The following is a 23,025-nucleotide window of genomic DNA, read 5'->3' on the forward strand; positions in this document are numbered from 1 at the left end:
AAGCAGGTGATTTATTCTTGAATATATTATTTTACACATTTTTATTAGCATTAATATTTATACTAGCTTTTGTTTTAAAAGATAGAAATACTTTTGTGACTATAGTATGTTCTATTTTAATAATACAAATAATACTCTCTCCAAAAGTATGTATGGATGGAGCAATAAGTGGTGCTATACTATTTTTTTACAAAGTATTTCCCTCACTATTTTCATTTTTAATAGTTTCAAATGTAATAATAAGATGTAATGGAATATCAATATACTCTAAATTATTTGGAAACATATTGTGCTTTCCTTTAAGACTTCCTAAAAGCTGTAGCTTTGCAATTGTTATAAGTATATTGTGTGGCTACCCACTAGGTGCAAAATATGCCTGTGACTTATATGAAAATGGATCAATAAGCATTGATGAACTTCAAAGATTATTGAATATAGCTTCAAACTCAAGTCCTCTTTTTATTCTTGGTTCTGTAGGAATCTCTATGTTTAAAAGTTCACAAATAGGATACTTACTTTTGCTTTCAAATTTAATATCTTGTATGATTATGGGATTCATTCTCCCTGCAAAACAAAATTATAAACATAGTAGTAAAATGGTAATGGAAACAAAGTCCAGTGACAACATAGGAAGTATATTTAAAAACAGTATTGAAAGTTCAATTAAAACCTGCCTTTCAATAGGAGGATTTGTAACTGTATTTTCTGTTGTCAATAATATATTTGAAAATAACTTGATATTTAATTTAATAACTAAAAAACTTTCCAGTATATTAGGTCTTTCAAATGATATTATAACAGGAACCATACTAGGGATTATAGAAATGACAAATGGTTGTAATTTAATATCTAATTCCCAAGCTGATATATATATGAAAATAATATTAGTTAGCTTTCTTTTTACATTCAGTGGATTTTCAATTATATCTCAAGTATATTCTTTTACATATAAATTTAAAGTTTCCATGAAAAAATACATTTTTAGAAAAGCAATTCATGGGATAATATGCTCCCTTATAAGTATAGTCCTATTTAAAATATATGAAAGATACACATCAATGGAGATGTTTTCATACAATTTAAATCCTAGTACATATAAAGGCAGCTTTTTTATATCCATAATATTATTTTTGATACTTCCTATTATACTATTTAAATTTAAAAGATCATTTCATATTTCTTAATTCTTCTATGTTTTCTCTTATAGAATCAATATTTAGCTGCACACTACCATCAAGGTTGTCTAGAAACTGTTGCAGCTGAATTTTTAGATTTGAAATCATTTCCTTACTTTTCATATCTATTTCTGCATCAAGCTGATTTAATACATCATTTGCATAATCTATAGAACCATTGCGTATTGCCTTTGCATTTTTTTTAGCAGACGATATTATCTCTGCAGCTTTTTTATTAGCCTCTCGGGTTATATCATGATTCTCTATCTGACGTCTTAGTATAGCTAAATTTTGTTTTTTCATATTGTCCGCTTCTTTTACAGCATCACTCAATATTCTTTCTTTTTCTTCTACTATCCATTGAGCCTTCTTTAATTCACTTGGAAGACAATTAACTATTTTATTAATAACATCTAATATTTCTTTTTTACTTACCATTACTTTTCCAGTCATAGGTACTTTAGCAGATGTTTCTATAATTTCTTCAAGGTATTCTAACAAACTGATAGTATCCATAATCTTCCCCTCCAAGGACAATTAACTTTTTCTACAATACTTATTAATTTTCTCTAGCACATAAGATGCAATTTCATCTGGCACAAGCCCTTCAATAGATCCTCCAAATAACGCAACCTGTTTTACAGATGATGAACTTATATATAAATTTTCACTACTTGCCATCATAAATAGTGTTTCCATATCAGGAAACAGTTTCTTATTTATGAGTGACATTTGAAATTCATATTCAAAATCAGATACCGCTCTCAATCCCTTTACTATTACCTTGCAGTTTTTATCTTTCATATAATCTGTCAAAAGTCCATTAAAAGTGTCTACTTTCACATTTTTTATGTCTTTAATTACCTTTTCTATCATACAAACTCTTTCATTATAGTTAAATAATCCTTTTTTATTAGGGTTAACTGAAACTACAACTGTTAATTCATCAAATATTTTAGCAGATCTTTTTATTATGTCTAGATGTCCATTTGTAATTGGATCAAAACTTCCAGGATATATCGCTTTATTCATTTTTAAAGTCATCCCCTATTCTTTCATAAATACATACAGTTGTCTTACCATATTTTCTATGATCACTTAAGGAAATTAACTTTGTTCCTTGATATATATCTTCACTTGTATCAATTTTAGTCATTATTATTCCTTCATCATTTAATAAATTACCGCTTTCAATTATCTGAACAGCTTTTGGAATCATATTTTTCCTATAGGGAGGATCTATAAATATTATATCAAATTTCATACTATCTTTTGAAAATTCATAGAGAGCTTTATATGAATCCATATTTAAACAGGTGCACTTATCCTCAAATCTTAAATTCTTAACATTTTCTTTTAAAATAGAAAATGTTTCTTTACTTCCATCTACTAAATAACAGTGCTTTGATCCTCTGCTTACAGCCTCTAGTCCAAGACTCCCTGTTCCTGAAAATACATCTAAAACTATGGAATCTTGTATTTTAGTCTGAATTATATTAAACATTGCTTCTTTTACTCTATCTAAGGTTGGTCTTGTTGTACTATATCCATTTGGTGGCAATAATTTTCTTCCTTTCGCAAGTCCTGCAATTATTCTCATAAGTAATTCCTCCCTATAGTAAAAACGTAATATCTATATTATCGATAACATTTTATCACAAGTTTAGCCTATTCACAAAGTCTTATACATAAAAACTCAACTATATGTAAAATTAGTTAAAACATATAAATTTCGAAGTTTTTTCTATACCATTTATAATTTCTCTTTTAATTCTCATATCTTCTTCAATATTGCTTTTAATTAGCTTTCTTGCCTCTGCATTAGCTATCTTAAATATATTTATATCAGATATAAAATCAGAAATTACAAGTTCGCTTTCTCCATGCTGCTTAAAACCAAATATCTCTCCTCCTCCTCTTATTTTTAAATCTTGTTCTGCTATAAAAAAACCATCGTTACTTTTTTTCATAATTTCCATTCTCTTTTTTATTACATCGTTTTTTATATCTGCAACTAAAATACATTTAGATCTATACTTTCCTCTTCCTACTCTTCCTCTCAACTGATGAAGCTGTGCAAGACCAAATCTTTCGGCATTTTCAACTATAATAAGAGATGCATTTGGTACATTTATTCCAACCTCTATAACTGTAGTAGACACTATAACTTTTGTATATCCCTTTTTAAATCTATCCATTACCTCCTGTTTAGTCTGTGTTGGCATTTTTCCATGCAGTATATCCATAGGTATATTCCTAAAATATGTATCTTTAAGTTTCATATATACATCTTCTACTGAGCTCAAACTTCCATCTTCATTTTTATCAACCAAAGGACAAACCACATAAACTTGTCTTCCATTTTTTATCTCCTTTAGAGCAAACTCATAAGCTTTATTTTTGGAATTCTTATTTATATAAAAGGTTTCTATCTTCTTTCTACCAGGAGGAAGCTCATTTATAGTTGATACATCAAGATCCCCATAGAGATATAGTGTCAATGTTCTCGGAATAGGAGTAGCTGTCATTACAAGTATATCTGCATTTTTACCCTTACTTATTAATTTATTTCTCTGCATTACCCCAAATCTGTGCTGTTCATCTGTAACTATAATTCCAAGATTTTTAAACTCAACATCATCCTCAATTAAAGCATGAGTACCTATTATAAAATCTATCTTACCTGTTTTAATATCATTTTTTATAATTTCCTTATGTTTTTTTGAAGTACTTCCACTTAATATTCCTATTTTTATATTAAATTTCTTCAAAAGTTTTTCACTTTCTGTATAATGTTGCTTTGCAAGTATTTCTGTAGGTGCCATTAAAACTGCTTGATATCCATTTTTTATAACATTAAAAATTGCAATAAATGCTACTATAGTCTTTCCACTTCCAACATCTCCTTGAACAAGTCTGTTCATTGGAATCTGCCTTTTTTCATCTATAAGTATTTCTCTTATAACTTTGCTTTGTGCATTTGTAAGTTCATAGGGAAGTTCTTTTTTCAGTTTTACTAGTTCTTTTGATATTTTAAAAGCTATCCCCGTTTTAGTTCTATTGTAATATTCTTTTATCATAAGAATTTTAAGTGAATATGTAAATAACTCCTGAAATTTTAATCTTCTTCTTGATTGATTTAGATTGTTTAAATTCTCAGGATTGTGAATTCTCCTCAAAGCACTGTCTAAACTACACAATTTGTACTTGTCTATTATCCACTGTGGAAGATTTTCTTTTATTCGTATATGACTTAAAACATATGAAATTAACTTTACTAATAAGTTATTTGTTATTCCATTCTTCAATGGATATACAGGTAGTATTTTCCCATTTGAGTTTTTACTGTCTTTATCTTTTATCTGAACTGGATTTAGTATAGATATATTTCCATTAAATTCTTGTATCTTTCCAATAATCCTATAATTGCAGCCAATTATAAATTTTCTCTTCATGTATGGCTGATTGAACCACTTTCCAATAAATCTTCCATCTTCATTCTCAAATATTACAGTTGTTATTATTTTGCCAGTTTTAGTTCTAATATCTCTTTCTATTGATTTAACTTTGCAATTTAATATAACTTTATCACTTTTACATTGACTATTTTTATAAATAGAAACACTTTTATAATCTCTAGGAAAATACAGAAGTAAATCTAGTATAGTAAATATACAACATTTATTTAATTTTTCAAGAGTTTTAGGGCCAACACCTTTAAGTACACCAACGCTATCATATATATTCACGATACCACCTACTTTAGCATTAAATATAAATAAAAAAAGCCATATGGCTTTTTTTTATTCAACTGAAACTATAAAATAATAGAGAGGCTGACCTCCGCTATAACTTTGTACATCCATATCAGAATATTTTTCTTCTATATCACTTACAAATGGTTCAAATCTTTCAACATTACAATCCTCACCATAGTAAATACTTATAAGATCGCTGTCGTCACAAACCATATCCGATATGATTTCATCACATACTTCAAACTCATCATTTCCTACTTCGACTATTTTACCATCAATAAGCCCTATTATATCTCCTTTTTTAACAGCTTTTCCATCTATATCAGTATCTCTTACTGCATAGGTTATAAGTCCTGTTTCTACTTGATTTATAGATTCTTCCATAGCTTTTATATTATCTTCTAAATCAAGATCCGAATTAAAAGTTGTAATAGCAGTTATTCCTTGAGGTATTGTCTTTGTAGCTATTACTTTGACATTCTTATCACTTATTTTAGACGCCTGATTTGCTGCCATAAATATATTCTTGTTATTTGGAAGTATAAATATATTTTCACCATTGACCTTTTCAATAGCATCCAAAATATCCTGTGTACTTGGATTCATAGTCTGGCCGCCTTCTACAATATAATCAGTCCCAAGGTCTTTAAATATCTCCTTTATACCTTCACCAATAGTTACGGAAATAAATGCATATTTCTTTGTTTCTAAATCAATATCTTCTTCAGATTCTTCTCCAGCATCTTCATCTATTCCAAGCACATGCCTGTGCTCTTCTCTCATGTTATCTATTTTTATTTTAGATAGCTCTCCAAGTTTTAACGCATGGGACAGTACCCATCCTGGATCATTTGTGTGTATATGAACTTTTACTATATCTTCATCATTTACAACTACCATTGAATCCCCAACAGCTGAAAGTTCATCTTTAAATTTAGTCACATCTGCATCTTTTGCATGTACTAAAAATTCAGTACAATATCCATATTTTATATCCTGCTGTCCTAAATTCTTAGCAGCAGATTTTTCCTTAGCAGTATCAAATTCCTTTATCTTAGCATCTTCAATTCCATCTCTAAGAGCTTCATACATACCATTTAATATTATAAGAAGTCCCTTTCCTCCAGAATCTACAACCTTTGCCTTTTTTAAAACAGGAAGCATATCTGGTGTCTTATTAAGCACGACTTCACAATGATCACATATCTCTTTAAGTAACAAAGTTATATTTTTCTCTTCAGATTTTGTGGCACATTCACCTGCTGATCTTATTATTGTAAGTATTGTACCTTCTGTAGGCCTCATAACTGCCTTGTATGCAAATTTAGCTCCCTCTTCTATACTAGATGCAAAACTTCTCGAATCGACTTCAATTTTTCCTTCAAGACCATTTGCTATACCTCTTAATATTTGTGAAAGTATTACACCGGAATTTCCTCTTGCACCCATAAGAGCTCCTTTAGCAATTTGTTTTGCTATTTGCCCTAGAGATTGATCTTTCATGTGTTCTATTTCTGATACAGCTGTTTTCAACGTCATGGACATATTGCTTCCAGTATCACCATCTGGAACTGGAAAAACATTTAATGAATTTACAATATCCTTTTGTTCATCTAATTTATTACTTGCACTTACCATCATATTATAAAAACGATGTCCATCTATCTTTAAGTAATCCATTTTTATAAATTCCTCCCTAGATTCTAACACCTTGAACATTCACTGTAATTGTTGAAACTTTAAGGCCTATATAATTTTCCACATTATATTTTACCTTCTGTATTATATTATTTGCAATTACAGATATCTTTGTTCCATATTCAACTATTATATACAGTTCTATAAGAAGTTTACCATCCTTAAAACTGACTTTTACTCCCTTACTTAAGTTTCCTTTTTTTATCAATTCCCAAAGGCCATCTTTTGCATTTTTCGATGCCATTCCAACTACTCCGTAACATTCCATAGTAGATATGCCAACTATATTAGCAACACTTTCTTCTGAATAATTAATCTGACCCATTTCATTTTCGATATTTCCTATCATATTCGGACCTCCCTTTTATAAAATAGGATATTGTACAGCAAAATATACATTTTACTTTGAATCACTTGAATAACTAATTTATATATAAAACTTTGACTTTGCCTTTAGTATATTGTCACATAACATATTTTATATTAAATGAAATATTTATTCAAGAAAATATTAATTTCTGATTATATCCTCATATACATAATATATCCATTATAATGTGAATTTATAATTTCTATTGAAAATATTATAAATAAAATAAAATAAATTAAATGTATACAATTTAAGTTTAAATTATAATAATATAACTTTCAATGACTTAAGTAAAATTTATAATAAAAATTACAATGTAAAATTTTTTATCTATATATACTTGCAAAGATTGCTTATATTGTGATAGAATAACTAGTGTTTGATTTTAGGAGGTGCTTTAAATGTCAAGGAAATGTGAAATATGTGGAAAAGGCGTTGTATTTGGTGTACAATACAGTCACTCACACCGTCAATCTAAGAGAAATTGGGCTCCAAACGTAAGAAGAGTAAAAGCAGTTGTAAATGGTGTTCCAAAAAGAATTCATGTTTGTACAAGATGCCTTCGTTCAGGAAAGGTTCAGCGTGCTATATAGGAAATAAAAAATGCAGTTGTCAAATAGCAATTGCATTTTTATTTTGCATATATTTATGTTTATTTGTCTTTCTTTTTTCTAAAAAGCTTTAAAATTGCAGATAAAACTCCTGGAAGTTTAAATGTAATAATTTTCATAAAACAATTCCCTCCTATTTATAATCTCCTATTAAACACCATCCACAATAAATAAGTACTGCACCTCCAGCTATTATCCATCCCCATATAGGGATAATAACTGTAAGCAAAAAACCTGCACCAAGTGATAGAACAACCAGCCCTATTTTCTTTTTTGTCCTCCTCCTGCAAAATTTCTTTCCCATGGCTATTATCCCCCATAGATTACTTTATATTATTATATGTATGTTCACTAAATATTGTTACTAAAAAAATAAATTTTTCAATCTTTACTTCTAAACAATAAAATCTGTCCACTTTTAAACACAATTTTTACGTCTTCATCCATAAATTCATTGGATACAGTTCTTGAATCTCCAAGTTTTAATTTATAATTATTTAATTCATATTTAGCTCCTATTATGCTCAAATCTTCAACTACATCACAATAAGCATAAAGTGAAAATATTTCTCCCCTTTTTCCCTTTATTACAGATTCTTTATCAATAAGTTCTATTGAATTATTTTCATCCTTTATATATGATTTTATTCCATAATCTAAGCTCTTTTTAAGCATGCCAATACTGCCCATGACATGATCAAGTCTTGTTCCAGTACATCCTAAAAATACTATTTCATCTGCATTTTTTTCAACTGCCTTGTAAAATACAGCCTCTGTATCGGTAAAATCCTTTTCTTCTGGATATTTTTCTATTATAGTTCCTGAATTTTTAAAAAACTCAAGTACATTACTATCTATAGAATCAAAATCTCCCATAAGGTAATCAGGATTTATTTTATAATTATAAAGACAATTTGCTCCTCCATCGGCACATATTAAAAGTGAACTCGATTTGAGTTCACTTTTCAATAAATTTAAAGAAGGCGGAGTTCCCCCAGATACTATAGTTACCTTCACTTTAAATTTCACCTCTTAAATTAGTTATGTTCTCATGTATTTTTCCATCTTTAAACACAGCTGATCCTGCTACAATTACATTTGCACCACTTTTTACTACTTTTGCAATGTTTTGTTTTCCTATTCCACCATCTACTTCAATCATCATATTCTTATTATATTTTTCACTTAATTTTTTTACATTTTTTATTTTATTATAACAATATTCTATGTATTTTTGTCCTCCAAAACCAGGATTCACAGACATTATAAGAGCCATATCTAAATTTGGTATTATATATTCTAAATTTTCAACTTTAGTTGCAGGATTTAACGCAACAGCTGCCTTTACTCCAAAACTCTTTATGTAATTTATTGTCCTATCTATATGTCTATCTGCTTCAAAATGAACTGTTATAATATCAGCACCAGCTTTAACAAAGTCCTCTACATATCTTGATGGTTCCTCTATCATAAGATGCACATCAAATGGAAGCTTCGTCATTGGTCTTATTGCCTTAATAATCGGTACTCCAAAAGATATATTTGGTACAAACATACCATCCATTACATCAATATGAATCATGTCTGCACCACTTTCATCTAATTTTTTAATATTATCTCCTAAATTTGCAAAATCTGCAGATAATATTGAAGGTGCTATCTTTATCATAAATCTTTCCCCCTAATTTTAGTGATAAATTAATCTTTTACCACATATTTTTTTCCTTACTAGTTATTTCTTCTAAAATTTTTATATAAAAGTTATATCTATCCTCATTAATTTTACCTTCCTCAACCATATTTTTTATAGCACATCCAGGTTCTTTATAATGAAGACAACTTTTAAATTTACATTTTCCAAGTCCACTTTGAAACTCTGGAAAAAAATTCATAAGCTGTTCTTTTTTTATAAAATTCACATTTAATGATGAAAATCCTGGAGTATCTACGAGTAATCCTCCACATACTTCTATTAGCTCACTATGTCTTGTAGTATGCCTTCCTTTTTTAAGCTTACTGCTTATAATTCCCGTTTCCATTAGCTGTTTTCCTGCAATATTGTTTAAAATTGTCGATTTTCCAACACCAGATGGCCCACACAAAACCGTTATATGGCCTTTCAATAGATCCTTTATCTTATCTATTCCAAATCCTTCTTTTGCCTTTGAAAATATAACTTCATATCCTGCACTTTTTACCATATTAAAAGCATGACTTTTATATCCCTCAGAATCTAAATCCAATTTATTAAAACAAACTATAATTTTTAAATTATTGACTTCACAATTCAAAATCATCTTATTTAGCAATTCCTCATTTACTTCAGGATTTTTAATTGCAAATACTATAATAGCCTGAGTTACATTTGCAACACTTGGCCTTGATATTATAGAAGTTCTTGGATAGACTTTTTCAATAATACCTGTATCTCCATTTACAGAAATATCAACTTTATCTCCAACTGTCGGAGAAAGTCCACTATATCTGAACTTTCCCCTTGATTTACATTCAATTGTCCTATGGCCACATTTTACATAATAAAATCCAGCTATTCCTTTAACTATAGTTCCTTGCATAATTTCTCCTATAAAATTAATTATTTAGTTTTATCTGAATTTCCAGTACCCTTATTTGTAGAATTTGAATTGTTTCCAGAATCCGTTTCATTATTTTGGTTATTTCCGTTATCTTGATCGCTTGATCCATTACTGTCAGTATCCTGATCAGTACTATCTGTATTGTTTTCATCAATTTCTTCACTGCTATTTTCATCATCATTATAATTAGGTTTTTCATACTTATAATACTTAATTATAATTGTAGTTCCCTCTTTTACCTTTGATCCAGATTCACTCTGGCTTAAAACTATTCCATCTTGAGATTCATCTTCAGTAATAACTGATTTTTCCGCATAACTAACTCCAGCATTTGAAAGAATTGATTCTGCATCACTTATATTTCTTCCAGTTACATCAGGCACACTAATATATTTAGTTTCAGGTCCACTACTTACAACAATATTCACAGAAGATCCTTCTTCTACACTTGAACCAAATTCAGGGTCTTGACTTATTACATGATTTCTCTCTACATCATCACTATATCTATAACTTACATCTCCTACTTTTAATCCACTTTGTAATATTATATCCCTTGCAGTATCATAATCAACATCTACCACATTAGGAACGGTAAGTTTATTAGGTCCACCACTTATAACAACTCTCACTTCTGAATTAACTTTCACACTTGTTCCTGGCTCAGGGGAGCTTTCAAGTACTGTCCCCTCCTCTTTATCACTTTTTTTTGTTGAAACAACTACAAATTTAAGTTTTTTGGCTTCTACAGCTTCTTTTGCTTTATCTTTCTCCATTCCAATTATATATGGTACTGTAGTTTCAGCTAAATTTCCATATTCTTTATTGTAATAAGAATATCCAAGTATTGAACCTATAACAATTGTCATTATAACTATAGCTGCAACAAGAATATTTCTCTTCTTCCTAGGGTCAAGTCCTCTCTTAATTTTTATATTTTCAGGCTCATAATATTCATCTTTATATTTATCATCTAAATTATTAACATCAACAGGATTCATTATTCTTGTCATATCTTCTTCTAAATCATTATCTTGAATATTGGGAACTTCATTATTTTGAACTTTTTTAAGATCAACAAGCATATCTGTCATAGTTTGATATCTTTTTATAGGTTCTTTTTCCACTGCCTTTAATATAAGTCTATTTAACCCATCAGGAATATTTTCATTTATATCTTTAGGCGGAACTACCGGTTCTTGTATATGCTTCAAAGCTACTAAAACTGGACTTTCAGCATCATATGGCACCTTTCCTGTAACCATTTCATAAATTACGATACCAAGAGAATAAATATCAGTTCTAAAATCTACAAAACTCCCCTTTGCCTGCTCAGGTGAAAAATAATGTGCTGAACCCATTACTTTATTTGAATTAGTTATTGTAACTGAATTTGATGCTTTTGCTATTCCAAAATCAGTAACTTTGACTATGCCATCTTCCGTTACAAGAATATTATGCGGTTTTATATCTCTATGTATTATATTATTTTTATGAGCACATTCCAGTGCTTTAGCTATTTGAATTGACATCTCCACAGCTTGACTTGGAGCAATTCTACCTTTTTCCCTTATAACCTGTTTCAAAGTCTTTCCCTTAACATATTCCATTACTATATAATTTATATTATTTTGACTTCCAACATCATATATATTTACTATATTGTTGTTTGAAAGACTGGCTGCAGCTGTAGCTTCCCTTTTAAATTTTTCTACAAACTCAGTATCACTAGAAAACTGATCTTTTAGGATTTTGACTGCTACATTACGATTTAAAAGGTGATCTTTAGATCTATATACTTCAGCCATTCCACCTTCGCCTATTTTTTCCAACAACTCATATCTATTTCCCAGCATAGTCCCTATCATCTTCACACTCTCCTTCAAATACAATAACCGATATGTTATCTCTTCCACCCTTAAGCTTACTCAATTCAACTAGTTGTCTACAAGCCTCTTCATTATTATTCCTCATTATAATATCATACATTTCATTTAAACTCACTTCATTAGATAATCCATCTGTGCACATTAACACTTTATTTACATTTCCTAAATCTACCTTAAATATATCTACATCTACAGAAACATTAGTTCCAAGTGCCCTGGTTATTATATTTTTGTTTGGATGAACAGCTGCTTCTTCCTCAGTTATACTTCCCTCATCTATTAATTCTTGAACTAATGAATGGTCTTTTGTAACCTTAGTTATGCCATCTTTTTTTAAAATATAGCACCCACTATCTCCAACATTTCCTATAATCATATTTTTACCTCTTACCATACAGACAGTTATAGTTGTCCCCATTCCATTTAATTTCTTATTCTCATTAGACAATTCAAATATTTTTTTATTTGCAGCACTTATAGCTTTAAGAAGTGCATCTTCCATACTATCCAATCTATCCATAGATTTTATATGAGAAATCGTGGTTTCAACTGCAATTTTACTTGCCACTTCTCCTGCATTATGGCCACCCATTCCATCAGCTATTACATATATAGTAAAATTCATTCCTTTGTAGAAACTAACATAATCTTCATTCAGCTTTCTAACCTTTCCAACATCTGATAAGATCCCCACCATTTTCTACACCCTTTCTACTCCTTTTTTGGATTCAATATAACTTCTCCTTAATTGTCCACAAGCCGCCTCTATATCTGATCCCATTTCTTTTCTTATAGTAGTTTCTATTCCATTTTGAGATAATATATTCAAAAAATTTTCAATATTACTTTTAGATGATTTTCTAAAATCTTTCTCTTTGACTTCATTTACAGGTATTAAATTTACATGACTTAACATACCCTTTAAAAGCATAGAGAGTTTTTTTGCACATATATTACTATCATTTACACCTCGAACCATAGCATATTCAAATGAAACCCTTCTTCCTGTAGTATTTATATAATATTTACAGGCATCAATAATTTCACTTATTGAATATTTATTTGCAATAGGCATCATCTGTTTTCTAAGTTCATCATAAGGGGCATGAAGTGATATTGCAAGAGTTACTTGTAACTTTCTATCTGCAAATTCAATTATTTTAGGTACTAATCCACAGGTTGAAAGAGTTATGTGCCTTTGTCCTATATTTAAACTATAGTCAGAATTTATTATATCTATAAACTTCATAACATTATCGTAGTTATCAAGTGGCTCTCCACTACCCATTAGGACAATGTTTGATATTCTATCTCCCAATTGAGCTTGCGAGAGTAAAATCTGAGCTATTATTTCCCCAGAAGTAAGATTTCTAACCATTCCTCCTATAGTAGATGCACAAAACTTACATCCCATTTTACATCCTACCTGTGTTGAAACACATATTGAATTTCCCCTATCGTATTTCATAACTACTGTTTCTATTACATTTCCATCATCATACTTATACAAGTACTTAAAAGTATCCTTTTTCTTGGATCTATACTCTTTAACAAGCTTTGGAATACTTATATAAAAGTTTTTCTTTAAAAGCTCTCGTAACTTTTTAGGTAGATTTTGCATTTTATCAAAATCCCACAAATCATTTTTATATATCCAATCCATAACTTGACTTGCCCTAAATGAACTTTGGCCATTTTCCTTCATCCATTTTTTTAATTCATCTAAATTAAAATCTAAAATATTATACATATAAATACACCTATCTATTTTTTATCATTTTTGCAATAAAAAATCCATCCATATTTTTATTTGGAAGTATTGTAACATATCCTCTCTTGTGATAAATAATATTGTCTATATCTCCAAAATTAAGTTTTTCCAAAGTAAATTCAGGATTATTTTCAATAAACCAATCTACATTTTTTTCATTTTCATTTTTATTTAAAGTGCATGTAGAATATATTAATTTTCCTCCTGGTTTTACATACTTTGCAGCATTTATCATAATCTTCTTCTGAGTTGAAATTATATCAGATATCTGATTTATATTTTTGTTCCACTTTATTTCTGGTTTTTTTCTTATTATTCCAAGTCCAGAACATGGAACATCTATAAGAACTCTATCTGCCTTTTCTCTCATTTTAGGATTGTAGTTTTGTGCATCCTGTACATATGCATCTATATTTTTTAATCCAAGCCTATCTGCATTCTTTCTTATTAATTTTATTTTATTCTCATATATATCACAGGCAACTACTTTTCCTGTATTCTCCATAATCTCTGCCATATAACATGCTTTTCCTCCAGGCGCACTACAAAGATCCATCAAAATCATGTTTTTTTCTATATCCATTGATATTATAGGAAGCATAGCACTTTCATCTTGAACAGAAATCATTCCCTCATTAAATAAAACATTTTTCTCTATACTACTTCCTCTATTTATTACAATTGCATCTTTACATAGCTTTGCTTTTTCTAGATTATAACCATTATTTTTAAGTTCATTCCAACTTTCAAGAAAATTTGTCTTTAAATTATTAACTCTCACAGTAACTTTAGGAGTACTATTTAATCCATTTAGAATATCTTCTGCTATATCTTTTCCATACTGGTGTACAAATAATTTTACCATCCACATATCAAAAGAATACTTGAAACACAATTTTTTAATATAATCTTGGTCTTTTAAATACAATTTATCCTTATTTCTTAAGAAGTTTCTAAGAACTCCATTTACAAGTTTTGAAAGTTTCACAGACCTTTTTTTAGATAATTTTACAGCTTCATTCACCACTGCAAATTCCGGTATTTTATCTAGATATTTTATTTGATAAATCGATATTCTAAGTATATTTTTAATATAAGAATTTTTTTTCTCTAAATCATTTTTTAAAAAGTTCTCAAGTATACAGTCAATAGTATATTTGTACTTTAGAGTTCCATATACTATTTCAGTAGCTAGTGATCTATCCTTTACATTGAGATTACTCTTATTCAATCTATTACTTAATGCTATATTTGAATATGCTCCCTTATACAAAACATCTTCAATTACATCAACTGCTGCAAGTCTAGCATTATCCATCTTCTTCTCTCCTGTATATTTTATCAATTTCTATCTCTACTTATAACAATTAATCTAAGCAAATTTGCTATTGCTGTAAGAGCAGCTGCCACATAAGTCATAGCCGCAGCACTTAGCACTTTTCTTGCTCCACTTATCTCATCACCGTATAATATCATCTTACTATCCAGTATTTTAATTGCTCTGCTAGATGCATTTAATTCCACAGGAAGTGTTACTAATTGAAACAGTACAACTGCTGTAAAAAGTAATATTCCTAAATTCAAAAATCCTCTAAGTCCAAACATAAAGCCCAATAAAAATAGTATCCATGAAGCACTTGAAGCAAAATTTGCTATTGGAACTATACTATTTCTTATAATAAGTGGACTATACCCTATTTGATGTTGTATTGCATGCCCTGTTTCATGGGCTGCAACTCCTATTGATGCCACTGAATTTCCATAATATACATCTTGAGAAAGACGCATTACTCTCTGTGATGGATCATAATGATCTGTAAGTTTTCCAGGAATTAATTCAACTGGTACATCATAAAGTCCACTTGAATCCAAAAGTTTTCTTGCAACCTGAGCTCCCGTATATCCATTTCTACTTCTATATCTGGAATATTTATTGAATGTAGAAGTTACTTTATATTGAGCATATGCTGCAATTACAAGTGCTGGTATCAATATAACAAAACTTCCATCAAAATAAAAAGGCATAATAATTATTCTCCTTTCTGAATATACTAATTTTTCACTATGTTCCTAAAATCAATCCACTTTCTATAGAATTTCCTCTTATAAATTCACTAACTTCCATTGCTCTTTTGCCTGGAAATTGTATTTTATCAATCAAAATTACTTTATCCATAGTACATACTTTTATACCTTTTTCAGATACATTAATCAAAGTTCCAGGTTTATCTTTTGCTATTTCATCAAGCACTGAAACCCTATACACCTTCATAGTTTTACCTTTGTATTTAGTATAAGCAACTGGCCAAGGATTAAGACCTCTTACAAAATTTTTTATATCTTTGGCATTTGATTCCCAATTTATATTTGCAATAGACTTATTTAACATTTTTGCATAATCTGTAGTAGACTCACCTTGTTTTTTTCTCTGTACAGTTCCATTTATAATTCCATCTATAGTTTTTATAAGAAGATCTGCTCCATCTTCCATTAAAATATCATGAAGCTGTCCTGCTGTCATATCTGGTCCAATTTGAACTTTACTAGCTAGCAATATATCTCCAGTATCAAGTCCTTCATCCATAAACATAGTTGTATTTCCAGTTTCTCTTTCTCCATTTATTATGCACCAGTTTATTGGAGCTGCCCCTCTGTATTTTGGAAGAAGTGAAGCATGGAGGTTTATACATCCATACTTCGGTATATCAAGTACTTCCCTTGTCAATATCTGACCATAGGCAACTACAACTATAAAGTCAGGCTTCATACTCTTTAATGCATCTAAACATTTCCTATCACTTTTAAGCTTTTCTGGCTGATATACATCTATTCCAGAAACTACCGCTACTTCTTTGACTGGAGATTTAGAAAGTTTTTTTCCTCTTCCCTTTGGCCTGTCAGGCTGAGTAAAAACTGCTTTTACATTATATCTCTCTATCAACTTTTTTAAAGATGGCACTGCAAAATCTGGAGTGCCCATAAAAACTATATCCATAAATTAAAATTATCTCCTTTACTTCTTGATTTTATCTATATATAAAATACCATCTAAATGATCTATCTCATGACAGAAAGCTCTTGCCAAAAGGTCTTCTCCCTCAATTACTACTTCTTCCCCTTTTTCATTTAGTGCTTTTACCTTAACTCTTTTTGGCCTTTCAACTTCCTCTTGTCTTCCAGGAATACTTAGGCATCCTTCTACATCTACATAACTTCCCTCTGTTTCTATAATCTCTGGATTTATAAGTTTTATTACTCCCTTTCCAATATCTATTACTATAACTCTCTTCAATACTCCAACTTGTGGAGCTGCAAGTCCTACTCCATTTGCATCGTGTAAAGTTTCTTCCATATCATCAAGTAGTGTAATTATTCTATCATTTATAACATCAACTTTTCTACTCTTTTTTCTAAGCAAATCATCTCCATATTTTACTATATTTCTAAGTGCCATTAAAATCTCTCCCTTTCTAAAAATAAAATATATATTATAGTGTATTATTTGGATTTATATCTATGCTAATTTTTATGTCACTATGAACATCTTTAGTTAAATTATACACTGTTTTCTTTATTTTTTGTGCTATTTTTAAATCAATTTTACCCTTTATAATTATCTGCCATCTAAATAATTCTTTTATCTTTGATATAACACATGGACATGGTCCTAATATCTTAATTTTATCATTTTTTTGCAATATATTTCTTAAAAATATAGCAACATTTTGTATATTTTTTATTAATATAGCTTCATTTTTGCTATTCATATTTATAAGAAGCATGTTACAAAATGGCGGATAATCCATTTCTTTTCTTATATTCATTTCTTCTCTATAAAAGCTCTTATAATCATTTAAAGCTGAATATTTAATACTATAATTGTCTGGGCTATAGGTTTGAACTACAACATTTCCTGCTTTTTCACCTCTTCCTGCTCTTCCAGAAACCTGAGTTATAATTTGATATGTCCTTTCTGCAGATCTAAAATCCGGTAAATTCAAGGAAACATCTGCAGCTATTACTCCAACAAGTGTGACATTCTTAAAGTCAAGACCTTTTGCAATCATCTGAGTTCCTATTAATATATCTGCACCTTGATTTTTAAAAGTATTATAAATATTTTCATAAGAGTGCTTTGATCTTGTAGTATCAAAATCCATTCTCAAAACTCTAGCTTTTGGAAATTCATTTTTTACTAATTCCTCTATTTTTTCTGTACCAACCCCAAAATATTTAACATACTTACTTCCACACTTAGGACAGATTTTTGGTATATTTTCCCTGCTACCGCAATAATGACAAACAAGTTTTTTCATATCTCTATGATATGTAAGTGAGATATCACAATTTTTACACTTAAATATATATCCACATTTCCTACAAGATACAAATGTAGAAAATCCTCTTCTATTTAAAAATAATATTATCTGTTCATTTTTAGCCAATCTATCAGAAATCATATTATAGAGTTTCTTACTAAACATAGAAGTATTTCCAGATGCCAATTCATCTCTCATATCAACAACATCTATTTTAGGCATATTTGCTCCATCAGCTCTATTTTTTATTTCAATAAGCTCTATCTCACCTTTTTCACATCTACTATATGTTTCTATTGAAGGAGTGGCTGAACCAAGTATCATCTTACAATTATATTGATTGCATTTCATTTCTCCAATTTCCCTTGCATTGTATTTTGGATTGCTTTCTGATTTATAGCTTTCTTCATGTTCCTCATCTATTATAATAAGTCCAAGGTTGGAAAATGGAAGAAAAATAGCAGACCTTGCCCCTATAGCAACTTTTACTTGTTTCCTTTTAACTCTCATCCATTCATCATATCTTTCCCCATCAGAAAGTCTACTGTGAAATACACTTATGTTATTTCCAAACCTACCTTTAAATCTTTCAACCATCTGTGGTGTAAGTGCTATTTCAGGTACTAATATTATACATTCTCTCCCAGAAGATATAACTTTATCAACTATATGCATATATATTTCTGTCTTACCACTTCCAGTAACTCCATGTATAAGAAAAATCTTATTTTGAGAATTCATTATAGATTTTACTGTGCTAGTTTGCTCAGAATTTAGAATCTTTTTTGAATAAAGTTTATAAGTTGTACTATCATATCTTGCTACAGTCTTTTTTTTAGTTAGAATAAAGCCATGTTTAATCATAGTATTTATAGATGAAATTGATATATTGTACTTTTTATTTAAAAAGTTTCTTGTATACTTTCCCTCATTTTTACATATGATATCATAAATCTTAGCATAGGGATCTTTAATAAATCTTCCACTTAAATTTTTACCTTTATATAAAAGAACTTCTTTTTTGTGTTTCATACCTTTAAATATTCCAGTTGGTATAAATACCTTTATGCATTCTAAATAAGTACACAAGTATCTATTTCTCATTTTTTCAATCAGCTCAAAATCTTTTTCTGTAAAAAGAGGAAACTCATCACATACTTTCAATAGCGATTTAATTTTAATTTTTGTTTCAGTAATTTCCGTATTTTCATAGAGTTTTACTATAAATCCATCTATACTCTTATTTTTAAATCCAAAAGGTACTTTTACATGAGTACCTATTGTAACTTTATCTTTCATATTATCTGGTATTTTATAAGTAAAAATTTTATCCAGTTCAACAAAATTATTATTTACAATTACGCCTGCATAATTCACCTTATCACCCTTTTAATTCCACACATCAAATAAGAGAGGTATGTAGAACCCCTCTTAATCTAATCTACTTCATTTATTATATCAAATAACTTTCTAGCTAGGTTTCTTTTACTCATCTTTGATAAGTCAAATTTCTTGCCATCTCTTGATATTATAGTTGCTTTATTGTCATCTGATGAAAATCCAACTTCACTTGATGCTATATTATTTGCAACTATATAATCCAGATTTTTCTTCTTAAGCTTTTTTGATGCATTTTCTATTAAATTGCTACTCTCTGCTGCAAAACCCACAAGAATTTGATCTTTCTTAATCTCACCAATTTTTTTCAATATGTCAGTATCTTTTACAAGTTCAAGTAAAAATTCGCTCTGTACCTTTTTAATTTTCTCATTAGAATAGTTTTTAGGTTTATAATCCGCTACTGCAGCAGATTTTACAACTATATCCTGAGAATCGAAATTATCCAACACGCTTAAAAGCATTTCTTTGTTTGTATTTACGCCTATGTACTTTACTCCAAATGGCACAGGTAAATTAGTAGGTCCAGAAATAAGTGTAACCTCTGCCCCTCTATCCCTTGCCTCTTCCGCTATAGAATAGCCCATTTTACCTGATGATCTATTTGTTATATACCTTACAGGATCTATGTGAGCTAAAGTAGGTCCTGCTGTAACAAGTACTTTTTTGCCTTTCAAGTCCTTCTTGTCATATAACATGCTACACACAACATCTGCTATAAAACTTGGATTAGGAAGTTTTCCTTCTCCTGTATCACCACAGGCAAGCCTACCACTATCCGGTTCTATAAATTTATAACCCAATTTTGACAATTTATCTATATTTGATTGAACAATTGGATTCATATACATATTAGTATTCATAGCAGGAGAAAAAACCACTGGAGCATTAGTAGCCATTATAGTAGTGGTCAAAAGGTCATCTGCTATCCCATTTGCAACTTTTCCTATTACATTTGCTGTAGCAGGTGCAACAAGCAATAAATCCGCTCGCTTTGCCAAAGAGATATGTCTTATTTCCCATGCTTTAGGTTCAGAAAACATATCTACGCTTACCGTATTCTGGCTTATAGTTTGAAAAGTCAATGGAGTCACAAATTTACAAGCTGATTTAGTCATTATTACATGGACATCGATTTTTTTCTTTTTAAGTTTACTAACTATATCAAGAGCTTTATATGCTGCTATACCTCCAGTTACTCCAATAACTACCGTTTTTTGGTCTTTATCCATTACTTTATACCTTCTTTTAAAGTTTTAAAATCTATAAGACCCCTATCAACTTCATTTATGGCTATAGTAACTGGTTTAGTAGAATCAATATCAACCATTGACTCCGATCCTTCTACCAATTGTCTTGCTCTTTTAGAAACTATAGTTATTAATGCATATCTATTATCTACTTTTTTTAACAAGTCCACAATAGATGGATTTATCATAGAATTATTCATTACTTATATCCTCCTTAGATTTAAATATTTCATCCTTTACTCTGTCTACCCTACACTTTTCAGCTGTAATTATACTTTCAATGTTTTTTACTGCATTTTCAACAGTATCGTTGACAACTGCATAATTATATTTTGATATGTAATTTATTTCTTTATATGCTGAATTAAATCTAGTCATAAGTGATTCCTGTGTTTCACTTCCTCTATTTATTATTCTCTTTTTAAGTTCTTCCATAGAAGGTGGAAGTATAAATATGAAAACACCTTGAGGATAATTTTTCTTTACTTTAAGTGCACCTTGTATGTCTATTTCAAGTATTACATCTTTTCCTAGATTTATTGCCTCAAGAACCTTGTCTTTTGGAGTTCCATAATAATTACCATAAACCTCAGCATACTCTAAAAAATCATTGTTTTTTATTTTACTTTCAAATTCCTCTTTTGTCAAAAAATAATAATTTGAACCATCTACCTCTCCTGCTCTTGGTTTTCTAGTAGTTGCAGAAACAGATATCCAAAGATCATTTTTCTTAATAAGCTCTTTACACACAGTGCCCTTTCCTGCTCCTGATGGCCCTGATATTATAACTAAAAGTCCCTTTTTTTTCATTATTCCTCAACCTCTGTTATATCTTCATCTACTTCTTTGTTAGATGACAATCTATGTGCTACAGTTTCAGGTTGTACAGCAGACAGTATTACATGATCACTATCTGTTATTATAACAGCTCTAGTTCTTCTCCCATAAGTTGCATCTATAAGCATGCCTCTGTCCCTTGCTTCCTGTATTATTCTCTTTATTGGAGCAGATTCCGGACTTACTATAGCCACCAATCTATTTGCCGAAACAATATTTCCAAAACCTATATTTATTAATTTTATGCCCATACGCTTCCTCCTATATATCTATTCTATATTTTGAATTTGTTCTCTAATTTTTTCTATTTCATTTTTTATATTTATAACCAAATTAGTTACATCTAAATTTGTAGACTTAGATGCTATGGTATTGGCTTCTCTATTCATTTCCTGCAGTATAAAATCAAGTTTCCTGCCAACAGGCTCATCTAATGTGAGGGTATCTTGAAATTGTCCTACATGACTTTTAAGCCTTACAATTTCCTCATCAATACAGGACTTATCAGCAAATATTGCAACTTCCATTGCAATTCTCTCTTCATCTAAATCATAACCATCTCTAAGTTCTTTAATCCTATCTCTAAGCTTATTCCTAAATTCTTCTACCAAATTTACAGATATTTTATTTATCTTATCTAAATATTTCTGAATTAAATTACATTTTAAAATTATATCACCTTTAAGTTTGGCTCCTTCTTTTTCCCTCATATTCAAAAGCATATTAAGTGCATCTTCTAATGCAACTTTTAACACACTCCAAATTTCATCTAAATCCTCATCTTCTCGCTTCAATGTAATTACATCTGGAAATTTAGAAATAAGATCTATAGACGGTTGTTCTTTTATGCCATATTTATCTTTTATCTTATTCAAACAATCTACATAACTTTCCATAAGATCTTCATCTAATATAGCTTTTCCTTTTTTGTTTCCATAATCATTTTGAGTAATAAAAACATCTACCTTACCTCTACTTATTTGTTTTAGTATAAGACTTCTAATTTTACCTTCGATTGGCATAAAGCTCTTTGGCATTCTTATATTCAAATCACAATATCTATGATTTACTGTTTTTATTTCCACATCAAAACTTATATCTGAGCTATCACTACTTCCCCTTCCAAATCCAGTCATACTTTTAATCATTAAAATTTCATCCTTCCACATATGCTTTATTAAAAAGCCAGTAATAATTATACTTTAACATAAATTATAATTTCAAGACATTTAATATTCTAATAATTATAATATTAAATATCAAATTAAAAGTTAAATCCTAGTTCAAAACGATTATACCATAAAATTCATATACTTGGATTGTCTTAAAACAGTTTTTATAAAATATTTTTC

The 23,025-nt window shown here is 29.5% G+C and carries 25 protein-coding genes; 2 read left to right on the forward strand and 23 right to left on the reverse strand.

Going from position 1 to position 23,025, the window contains the following annotated elements:
- The first annotated feature begins 17 nt into the window (after positions 1-17).
- Positions 18-1,184, forward strand: coding sequence for a sporulation integral membrane protein YlbJ (gene ylbJ, locus H2684_RS04130; protein ID WP_182088134.1), 1,167 nt, complete (start codon positions 18-20; stop codon positions 1,182-1,184).
- On the opposite strand, the gene H2684_RS04135 is transcribed toward ylbJ, so the two are convergent.
- From H2684_RS04135 to H2684_RS04160, 6 genes are all read right to left on the reverse strand, one after another.
- Positions 1,167-1,691 (reverse strand): ATPase, encoded by a 525-nt coding sequence (locus H2684_RS04135; protein WP_182088135.1) that lies wholly within the window; start codon positions 1,689-1,691, stop codon positions 1,167-1,169. The two genes, ylbJ and H2684_RS04135, sit on opposite strands and share 18 nt — an antisense overlap.
- Positions 1,692-1,712: 21 nt before the next feature.
- Positions 1,713-2,207 (reverse strand): pantetheine-phosphate adenylyltransferase, encoded by a 495-nt coding sequence (gene coaD, locus H2684_RS04140; protein ID WP_182088136.1) that lies wholly within the window; start codon positions 2,205-2,207, stop codon positions 1,713-1,715.
- Positions 2,200-2,775, reverse strand: a complete 576-nt coding sequence (rsmD, locus tag H2684_RS04145) for a 16S rRNA (guanine(966)-N(2))-methyltransferase RsmD (RefSeq protein WP_182088137.1) — start codon at positions 2,773-2,775, stop codon at positions 2,200-2,202. The genes coaD and rsmD overlap by 8 nt, the downstream gene beginning before the upstream one ends.
- A 112-nt stretch (positions 2,776-2,887) precedes the next feature.
- On the reverse strand, positions 2,888-4,924 hold the full coding sequence (gene recG, locus H2684_RS04150; protein WP_182088138.1) for an ATP-dependent DNA helicase RecG: 2,037 nt from the start codon (positions 4,922-4,924) through the stop codon (positions 2,888-2,890).
- 54 nt (positions 4,925-4,978) lie between these two features.
- On the reverse strand, positions 4,979-6,613 hold the full coding sequence (locus tag H2684_RS04155) for a DAK2 domain-containing protein (RefSeq protein WP_182088139.1): 1,635 nt from the start codon (positions 6,611-6,613) through the stop codon (positions 4,979-4,981).
- A gap of 16 nt (positions 6,614-6,629) precedes the next feature.
- Positions 6,630-6,980 (reverse strand): Asp23/Gls24 family envelope stress response protein, encoded by a 351-nt coding sequence (locus H2684_RS04160; protein WP_182088140.1) that lies wholly within the window; start codon positions 6,978-6,980, stop codon positions 6,630-6,632.
- 422 nt (positions 6,981-7,402) lie between these two features.
- On the opposite strand from H2684_RS04160, the gene rpmB reads away from it, so the two are divergent.
- The gene (gene rpmB / locus H2684_RS04165) at positions 7,403-7,594 is read left to right on the forward strand and encodes a 50S ribosomal protein L28 (RefSeq protein ID WP_182088141.1); all 192 of its coding nucleotides are present in this window, start codon (positions 7,403-7,405) and stop codon (positions 7,592-7,594) included.
- A gap of 151 nt (positions 7,595-7,745) precedes the next feature.
- Here rpmB and H2684_RS04170 read toward each other — a convergent pair whose 3' ends face one another.
- From H2684_RS04170 to H2684_RS04250, 17 genes are all read right to left on the reverse strand, one after another.
- Positions 7,746-7,916, reverse strand: coding sequence for a hypothetical protein (locus tag H2684_RS04170; protein WP_182088142.1), 171 nt, complete (start codon positions 7,914-7,916; stop codon positions 7,746-7,748).
- Between the two features lie 77 nt (positions 7,917-7,993).
- Positions 7,994-8,629, reverse strand: a complete 636-nt coding sequence (locus tag H2684_RS04175) for a thiamine diphosphokinase (protein ID WP_182088143.1) — start codon at positions 8,627-8,629, stop codon at positions 7,994-7,996.
- 1 nt (position 8,630) lies between these two features.
- The gene (rpe, locus tag H2684_RS04180; protein ID WP_182088144.1) at positions 8,631-9,281 is read right to left on the reverse strand and encodes a ribulose-phosphate 3-epimerase; all 651 of its coding nucleotides are present in this window, start codon (positions 9,279-9,281) and stop codon (positions 8,631-8,633) included.
- 37 nt (positions 9,282-9,318) lie between these two features.
- Complete coding sequence (rsgA, locus tag H2684_RS04185) at positions 9,319-10,188, reverse strand: ribosome small subunit-dependent GTPase A (protein ID WP_182088145.1); 870 nt, start codon at positions 10,186-10,188, stop codon at positions 9,319-9,321.
- A 20-nt stretch (positions 10,189-10,208) separates the two neighbouring features.
- Positions 10,209-12,077: a Stk1 family PASTA domain-containing Ser/Thr kinase gene (pknB, locus tag H2684_RS04190; protein ID WP_182088146.1), complete on the reverse strand. Its 1,869-nt coding sequence runs from the start codon at positions 12,075-12,077 to the stop codon at positions 10,209-10,211.
- Positions 12,052-12,795, reverse strand: coding sequence for a Stp1/IreP family PP2C-type Ser/Thr phosphatase (locus tag H2684_RS04195; RefSeq protein WP_182088147.1), 744 nt, complete (start codon positions 12,793-12,795; stop codon positions 12,052-12,054). The genes pknB and H2684_RS04195 overlap by 26 nt, the downstream gene beginning before the upstream one ends.
- Positions 12,796-12,798: 3 nt before the next feature.
- Positions 12,799-13,848 (reverse strand): 23S rRNA (adenine(2503)-C(2))-methyltransferase RlmN, encoded by a 1,050-nt coding sequence (gene rlmN, locus H2684_RS04200; protein WP_182088148.1) that lies wholly within the window; start codon positions 13,846-13,848, stop codon positions 12,799-12,801.
- A gap of 10 nt (positions 13,849-13,858) precedes the next feature.
- Entirely contained in the window at positions 13,859-15,187 is a 1,329-nt protein-coding gene (gene rsmB / locus H2684_RS04205) for a 16S rRNA (cytosine(967)-C(5))-methyltransferase RsmB (protein ID WP_182088149.1), read from the reverse strand.
- A gap of 23 nt (positions 15,188-15,210) precedes the next feature.
- Complete coding sequence (locus tag H2684_RS04210; protein ID WP_182088150.1) at positions 15,211-15,894, reverse strand: zinc metallopeptidase; 684 nt, start codon at positions 15,892-15,894, stop codon at positions 15,211-15,213.
- Between the two features lie 37 nt (positions 15,895-15,931).
- On the reverse strand, positions 15,932-16,864 hold the full coding sequence (fmt, locus tag H2684_RS04215; protein ID WP_182088151.1) for a methionyl-tRNA formyltransferase: 933 nt from the start codon (positions 16,862-16,864) through the stop codon (positions 15,932-15,934).
- Positions 16,865-16,882: 18 nt separating this feature from the next.
- Positions 16,883-17,323 carry a peptide deformylase gene (gene def, locus H2684_RS04220; protein WP_182088152.1) on the reverse strand — a complete coding sequence of 147 codons (441 nt, stop codon included), beginning with the start codon at positions 17,321-17,323 and terminating at the stop codon, positions 16,883-16,885.
- Between the two features lie 34 nt (positions 17,324-17,357).
- The gene (gene priA, locus H2684_RS04225; protein ID WP_182088153.1) at positions 17,358-19,565 is read right to left on the reverse strand and encodes a primosomal protein N'; all 2,208 of its coding nucleotides are present in this window, start codon (positions 19,563-19,565) and stop codon (positions 17,358-17,360) included.
- 59 nt (positions 19,566-19,624) lie between these two features.
- Positions 19,625-20,818: a bifunctional phosphopantothenoylcysteine decarboxylase/phosphopantothenate--cysteine ligase CoaBC gene (gene coaBC / locus H2684_RS04230; protein ID WP_182088154.1), complete on the reverse strand. Its 1,194-nt coding sequence runs from the start codon at positions 20,816-20,818 to the stop codon at positions 19,625-19,627.
- Positions 20,818-21,036 carry a DNA-directed RNA polymerase subunit omega gene (gene rpoZ / locus H2684_RS04235; RefSeq protein ID WP_182088155.1) on the reverse strand — a complete coding sequence of 73 codons (219 nt, stop codon included), beginning with the start codon at positions 21,034-21,036 and terminating at the stop codon, positions 20,818-20,820. The genes coaBC and rpoZ overlap by 1 nt, the downstream gene beginning before the upstream one ends.
- The gene (gene gmk / locus H2684_RS04240; protein ID WP_182088156.1) at positions 21,029-21,646 is read right to left on the reverse strand and encodes a guanylate kinase; all 618 of its coding nucleotides are present in this window, start codon (positions 21,644-21,646) and stop codon (positions 21,029-21,031) included. The genes rpoZ and gmk overlap by 8 nt, the downstream gene beginning before the upstream one ends.
- Entirely contained in the window at positions 21,646-21,924 is a 279-nt protein-coding gene (locus tag H2684_RS04245) for a DUF370 domain-containing protein (RefSeq protein WP_182088157.1), read from the reverse strand. The genes gmk and H2684_RS04245 overlap by 1 nt, the downstream gene beginning before the upstream one ends.
- Before the next feature lie 18 nt (positions 21,925-21,942).
- Complete coding sequence (locus H2684_RS04250) at positions 21,943-22,821, reverse strand: YicC/YloC family endoribonuclease (RefSeq protein ID WP_182088158.1); 879 nt, start codon at positions 22,819-22,821, stop codon at positions 21,943-21,945.
- Between the last annotated feature and the right edge of the window lie 204 nt (positions 22,822-23,025).

The sequence above is a fragment of the Clostridium sp. cel8 genome, assembly GCF_014050525.1.
GTDB lineage: Bacteria > Bacillota > Clostridia > Clostridiales > Clostridiaceae > Clostridium_B.